Origin of the sequence: Marinactinospora thermotolerans DSM 45154 (genome assembly GCF_900167435.1) — a bacterium.
Classification (GTDB): domain Bacteria; phylum Actinomycetota; class Actinomycetes; order Streptosporangiales; family Streptosporangiaceae; genus Marinactinospora; species Marinactinospora thermotolerans.
Map to the genome: position 1 here is coordinate 1 of NZ_FUWS01000016.1, position 2,639 is coordinate 2,639.

The window sequence follows — 2,639 nt, forward strand, 5'->3', positions numbered from 1 at the left end:
GTGGTGGTGTTTTTTGTTGGTGATAAGGGGGGTTGTGGTGGTTGGTGGGGTGGTGGGTTGCTCGTTGCGAACGTGAAGATCGACACTCGTTGTCACTGATTGGCCACTATGGGTTCTGGTAGCTGGGGGGCGAGGGTCACCACCCTCACGCCGGCACCGGCCCCCTTTCACCACGACGAACGGCCGGCCCGGCAGTGCCCACACTCCTGTCAACGACAAGGGAGCACGACATGAGCTGGATCAAGCGCGGTGTGACCGTCGGCCTCCTCACGGTGCCGATGGCCATGGGAATCGCCGGTGCGGCCAACGCGAGCATCGGGGGCGGGTTCGGGGGCGGAGGCTCCCTGTTCAACGAGAGCGCCTCCTTCGCCGGCCCCTACGGCGCGGCCGAATGGGACGTCACCAGCTTCGCCGGCGGCGACGGCTGGGGCTTCGGCGGCGGCTGGGGCGGCGGCTGGGGTGGCGGCTGGGGCGGTTGGGGCGGCGGCTCCTTCTACGAGGAGAACGCCTCCTTCGCCGGCCCCAAGGGCGCCGGTGAAGTCAACGTCACCGCCTCCACCAACGACGGCCTCTTCTACTAACCCACACCAACCGGCGGCCACCACACCGCCCACGACTTCCTTCCCAGGGAAGACCCTGGCGAGCACCCGCTCGCCAGGGTTCACACATATATAAGGGGTCCTCTTCCCCGATGGTCAGCCGCCGTCCCCGCCGCGCATCCAGGCATTGCGACCGGAGGCCCGATCACTCGCCTCATGCGGCCGGACCGCGTCGTCTTGGCCCAGACGGCGCGGATCGCGGGGCGGCCGGTTGCGCTCCGCGCGTTCCCGCCGCCCACGCAGCAGGATCGCGGTGACCGCGCCGACGACGAGGACCGCGATCAGGGCCGACCACAACAGCACATCGCCATCCACCTGACTCCCCCCTTCCAGACGGTCGGGCGCCGCACGGTGGCGGCGCGGTGATCCCTTCCCCCGCCCCTACCCGATCCCGGGACGGACATGACGACCGGGCCGCCCTGCCGGCGGGAAGCCCGGCGGTTCGGGCCGCTTCCGGGGACATCGCGGGGCGCGGACCGCCTCGTTCGGCGGGGGTAGGCTGACCCGGGCGTGGACGTCCGCCTTCCGTCGGATCCGGCCGGACACGCGCCCCCACCCCACGCGCCCAGGAAGGAAACGGTGACCGATGGCTGTGCGCTTGATGGCGCGGACCCTGCGCGGCCTTGAGGACGTCGCGGCGCGGGAGATCGAGGAGCGGGGGCTGGGCCGGGTCGAACGCCTGCGTCACCGCGAGGTCTGGTACACCGCTCCACGGCCCGACCTCGGCCTTCGGACCGTGGACGACCTGTTCCTCCTGGCCGGGGTCGTCGAGGGTGTGGGGCACACAAAGGCCGACCTGGCACTCTTCGGCGAGCTCGTGGACGAGACGGTCCTGAAGGAGCTCCTGGAGGTCCGGCGCGCGAGTGGGGGCTCCGCCGCGGTCCCGGGAGTGGACGTCGCGGCCTCCTTCCTCGGAAAGCGCAACTACAACAGGTACGACATCGAGGACGTCGTGGGGGAGAGGGTGGCCGGGCTGCTGCGATTGCCCTACCACTCCCGCCGGGGCGGTACCGCGCCCCCGCAGGGGGGACTCTCCCTGCGGGTCACGGTCGAGGGGGCCCAGGCGGTGCTGGCGTTGCGCCTCGCCGACCGGCCGCTGCACCGCCGCACCTACAAGGAGGCGTCCACGCCGGGCACCACCCACCCCCCGCTCGCGGCGGCCATGGCCCGGTTGGCCGGCATCGAACCGGGCATGCGGGTGCTCGACCCCTGCTGTGGGACGGGCACGATCCCGATCGAGGCCCGCGCCATCGCCCCCGAGGCCAGGATCGTCGGAACCGACCATGGCGCCGACATCACCGCCAAGGCGGCCGCCAACGGGGTGGCGGCGGCCGGCGGCGAGGCGGGCGAGACGGCTTGGGCGGTCGCCGACGCCGGTCGGCTTCCCCTCGGCCCCGCCACCGTCGACCGGATCGTCAGCAACCCGCCATGGGGGCGCCAGGTCGAGGCGCGCGCCAGGCTGGCGGGAGGGCCGGGGCGTTTCTACGGCGAGATCGAGCGGGTGCTCACCCCCCAGGGGACCGTGGTGCTCCTCCTGCACGAGCCCGAGGAGCACATCGCGCACGCGGAGGGGGCGGGGCTCCGGCTGCGCGAGGCCATCCCGGTCAGCCTGTTCGGAACCCGGCCCTCGATCGTGCTCCTCAGCCGGTAGGACACGGCCCCGGCAGCGCCGCCTCCAGATCATGCCGTCCGGTCCCGGCTTGTCGCTGCCGCTGTGGGGGCGTCCCTTCCGGGCTGTGCCTTTTCTGCCGGGCGGGCGCGTTGCGATCAAGCCGTTGTGGGGTGAACCGGGATAGAACGCGCGGGCGCGGTGTATTCCGCTCCACGAGGGAGGGGCGTCCTCGACCGAGAAGTATTCTGGTCGGCGTCGACCGGCGCGGGCATCGTTGATCCGGCGGAGGAGGTCGAGACGCTTGAGAACCTTCGGTGCCCATGGAATCCCAGGGAGGTTCCCAAGTATGTTTGGGAGGTTTTCAGGGATCATGCCCGTTTCTGCCCTAGGGTTCGGTGCCGTCCGGCCGGGTGTTCGGGCTGTTCAGG

Annotated in this window: 3 protein-coding genes; 2 read left to right on the plus strand and 1 reads right to left on the minus strand. The window is 71.5% G+C overall.

The window, feature by feature from the left end; genetic code table 11:
- Positions 1-230 precede the first annotated feature (230 nt).
- On the plus strand, positions 231-581 hold the full coding sequence (locus B5D66_RS25815; RefSeq protein ID WP_078762082.1) for a hypothetical protein: 351 nt from the start codon (positions 231-233) through the stop codon (positions 579-581).
- A gap of 114 nt (positions 582-695) precedes the next feature.
- On the opposite strand, the gene B5D66_RS22565 is transcribed toward B5D66_RS25815, so the two are convergent.
- On the minus strand, positions 696-914 hold the full coding sequence (locus tag B5D66_RS22565; protein WP_144390274.1) for a hypothetical protein: 219 nt from the start codon (positions 912-914) through the stop codon (positions 696-698).
- Positions 915-1,185: 271 nt separating this feature from the next.
- Between B5D66_RS22565 and B5D66_RS22570 the strand changes: the two genes are divergently transcribed.
- Positions 1,186-2,250, plus strand: a complete 1,065-nt coding sequence (locus B5D66_RS22570; protein ID WP_235001171.1) for a methyltransferase domain-containing protein — start codon at positions 1,186-1,188, stop codon at positions 2,248-2,250.
- The last annotated feature ends 389 nt before the right edge of the window (positions 2,251-2,639 follow it).

Excerpts from the sequence above, each read along its gene's own strand:
- B5D66_RS25815 (WP_078762082.1), top strand. The coding sequence starts at position 231 with ATGAGCTGGATCAAGCGCGGTGTGACCGTCGGCCTCCTCACGGTGCCG.
- B5D66_RS22570 (WP_235001171.1), top strand. The coding sequence starts at position 1,186 with ATGGCTGTGCGCTTGATGGCGCGGACCCTGCGCGGCCTTGAGGACGTC.